This is a genomic window from Xanthovirga aplysinae (genome assembly GCF_009711365.1).
Classification (GTDB): Bacteria; Bacteroidota; Bacteroidia; order Cytophagales; family Cyclobacteriaceae; genus Xanthovirga; species Xanthovirga aplysinae.
The window spans coordinates 1-3,416 of sequence record NZ_SMMB01000709.1 but is presented as its reverse complement, the minus strand read 5'-3'; the positions used below and the strand labels follow the sequence as shown (position 1 = coordinate 3,416).

Annotated in this window: 1 protein-coding gene; it reads right to left on the bottom strand. The window is 39.8% G+C overall.

What is annotated here, in order from left to right; all coding sequences use genetic code 11:
* Positions 1-160 precede the first annotated feature (160 nt).
* On the bottom strand, positions 161-3,370 hold the full coding sequence (locus E1171_RS04465; protein ID WP_155204505.1) for a SusC/RagA family TonB-linked outer membrane protein: 3,210 nt from the start codon (positions 3,368-3,370) through the stop codon (positions 161-163).
* Between the last annotated feature and the right edge of the window lie 46 nt (positions 3,371-3,416).

Genomic DNA, 3,416 nt, shown 5'->3' with positions numbered 1-3,416 from the left:
ATTTTCTTTTTGCTGCAAATGGCTTTTGAATAGCTGCACTTTGTTCCTTTTATCACCCGTAGCTTCCAGCTACAAGCTCAAAAAGCGCCTCGTTCACCTTCTCAAATTTCATTTTCGCATAAAAACAAAAAATTTAAACAAGCTCTTTCCTAAACATCAATTATAACCTCAGTTTCAAGTTAAAACCAAGGGTTCTGGTTGTTGGGTAAGTAGCCATTGATATCCCTTGTGCATTACCCGCTCCTGAAATTACTTCAGGATCAAAACCTGGAGTTTTTTTATACAAAATAGCCAGGTTACGACCAACAATAGAAAAGTCAATTCCTTGGAATGGAATTTTTTCCATTAATTTACTTGGGAAAGAGTACGTCAAAGACACCTCTCTTAACTTGATGTAAGTAGCATCATAAACATAGGCTGCCTCAGGATTTTTCTGATAAGACCACCCCGTATCTGTCCATGAGACAGTATTGTTTCCATCTTGTCCAGGTGCACCCGGCACATAAACGTCATTTGGGGTACCGTCGGGTTTTACCCCTGGTAAAAGAATCCCACCACCTTGAGAAACTGGATTTCTTTTAGGGTTACCTTTATCATTTAAACCAGCTGTTTCCTCGTACAAACCTGTACCCAATCCATACATACGATCAAAAGAGAATACATCTCCGCCCCACTGCATATCAATAAGCGCAGAAAGGGTAAAGTTTTTATAAGAGAAGGAGTTTGTTAAACCTGCAAACCAATCCGGATTAATATTACCAATCACTTCATTTTCATCTGACTCCAAATAAAATCCATCTTCCCCTACAATTTTATTTCCATTTTCGTCATACACAAAGTTGGTTCCCATAATGGCCCCATAGGCTTCTCCCTCTCTGGCATTAATGGTTACATTCCACAAACCACCTAAAACCAAATTGTCAACATCCTCATTAAGGGCTACCACCTTGTTTTTATTAGCACTCCAGTTTAAGCCCACATTCCAAGTGAAATCTCCTTGTACTGGTGTAGCATCAATGGCTAATTCAATACCCTTGTTTTCAATATTTCCTGCATTGATAAACATAAAACTATAACCTGACGCAGCGGTAACAGGAACAGCCAAGATTTGATCCACCGTATTACTTTTATAAACTGATCCATTAAAACCAATTCTATTTTGTAAGAATTTAAGTTCTAAACCCGCCTCAAATTCTTTTTTTCTTTCTGATTTTAGATCAGGGTTATTCAAAACATCATTTACCGAGTATAATGGGCTAGAACCAAAAGTTGGATTAGTTGTATAATAGGTATCTGTAGAATATACAGGTGCATCATTACCTACTTCTGCATACCCCAATCGTAGTTTACCAAAAGAAAACACATCAGAAGTTGCGAAAGAACCTAACTCAGAGAACACAAAAGAAGTAGATATAGATGGGTAAAAATATGAGTTATGTTCCTTTGGTAAAGTAGATGACCAGTCATTCCTAGCTGTCAAATCTAAAAATAAGAAGTCCCTATATCCAAATGACATGCTTCCATACACTGAATTCAATGCTCGACGGTTATCACTTTCATTGGTCTCCAAAATCGGATTCACAGAATTGGCAAGTGAATAAAAGTTCGGTACAATTAAACCGTCCTGGGTAGCAGACTCCGTTAATCTCAACCGGTTTCTTCTAGCACTTGTACCTAACAAAGCAGTCAAAGATAAATCCTGTGAAAGATCCTTTTGAGCGTTCAACATCAAATCATAGTTGTTCTCCATAAAACGGTAGTTTCTCACTCTATACTCAGGAATATCTGCTGAGCCTACAGCAGTACGTTCTTCCTGTGTAAAAGCATAGGTATCCGTAGTAGCTCTACCCATTACGGATAACCAATCCGTTAATTCATAATTTAACACCACATTCCCAAAAAGACGATCCCTATCATCACTGTTATAATTTTCATAACGTGTCCAATAAGGGTTATTACTAAAAGCAGGTCTTGGATTAGTTGGAGAAGTCGCATTCCATGATTGGTGCTGACCGCCTTCGTTTTTGTAGAATCTTTCGAGTCGATCGAAATCCAAATTTGTCTGCCACCATTGGTTAAAAGACTGCATCACATTTTTACTGTCATACCCTGTACCCATACGACCTACGGCTGAGCTATTGATATATGAACCACTAGCGGAGGCAGTAAATTTTTCTGTTAATTTAGCAGAACCACTAAACGAAATTGTGTTTCTTTCATTCTTGCTGTTTGGAAGAATACCAGTTTCGCTCATATTCGTATAGGAAATCCTAAATTGGGCATCTTCATTTCCTCCGTCCAAGGCTATACTGTTGGTGGTCTGTACTCCTGTTTTGAAAAAGTCCGAAGGATCCGAATTAGGAGCAGACCAAGGTCTGGTTTCCATGAAATTTGAAGAAGTAGGGTCCAAAGCATCCCAATGGATAACAGGCTGACCGTCAAATTTAGGTCCCCATGAGGCATCATCAGCGGTGTTCACTACAGGGACTCCATCTACACTATTGGTAAACTCAGGGGCATAACCAGCGCCATATTCTTTCTGGTAGGAAGGTAAGGTATTCCTGTTGATTTTACTCATTGTAACACCAGAATTAATTGTTACTCCAACCCCTTTTCTGCTTGCACCTTTTTTGGTCGTAATCAAAATCACACCATTGGCCGCACGAGAACCGTAAAGCGCAGAAGCAGCAGCACCCTTTAAAACCGAAATCGATTCAATATCATCCGGGTTAATATCTGCAGCGAGATTACCGTAATCATATCCTCCAGCCCCTATAGTCTGGTTATCAACATTATATGTTCCATTATCTACTGGAACACCATCTACCACAAATAGGGCCTGGTTATTTCCTGTTAGGGAGCTATTACCTCTAATTACCACATTGGCAGAACCACCCATTGTTGCCGGGGCTTTAATTTGCACACCGGCTACCTTGCCAGATAATGCGGTAGCAATGTTTGAGTCTTTTGCCTTGGTTACCGCATCTCCACCAATTTCTTGTACAGCATAACCTAAAGATTTCTCCTCACGCTCGATGCCCAAAGCCGTTACTACAACATCATCCAATTGCTTTACATCAGCTCCCAAAACTACATCTATTGTATTTTCCGTACCTACCACAATTTCCTGGGAGGCATAACCAATAAATGAGAATACCAAAGTTTGTCCTTCCTCTGCATCAAGGGCATAATTCCCCATCATATCTGTAATGGTACCTTCAGTAGTACCTTTGATCACTACATTTACTCCAGGTAGTTCCCAGCCTTCCTCTTCAGAAGTGACCGTACCGGTAATCTTCTTTTCCTGTGCATGGGCATTTGTCAAACCTGCTAACAGCAGGACAAAACCCATCAGTAGAACTTTTCTCATATTCAACTTCCTAAATTTTACCATTTACAACTTTACATTTAACAGC

Excerpts from the sequence above, each read along its gene's own strand:
- E1171_RS04465 (WP_155204505.1), bottom strand. The coding sequence starts at position 3,370 with ATGAGAAAAGTTCTACTGATGGGTTTTGTCCTGCTGTTAGCAGGTTTG.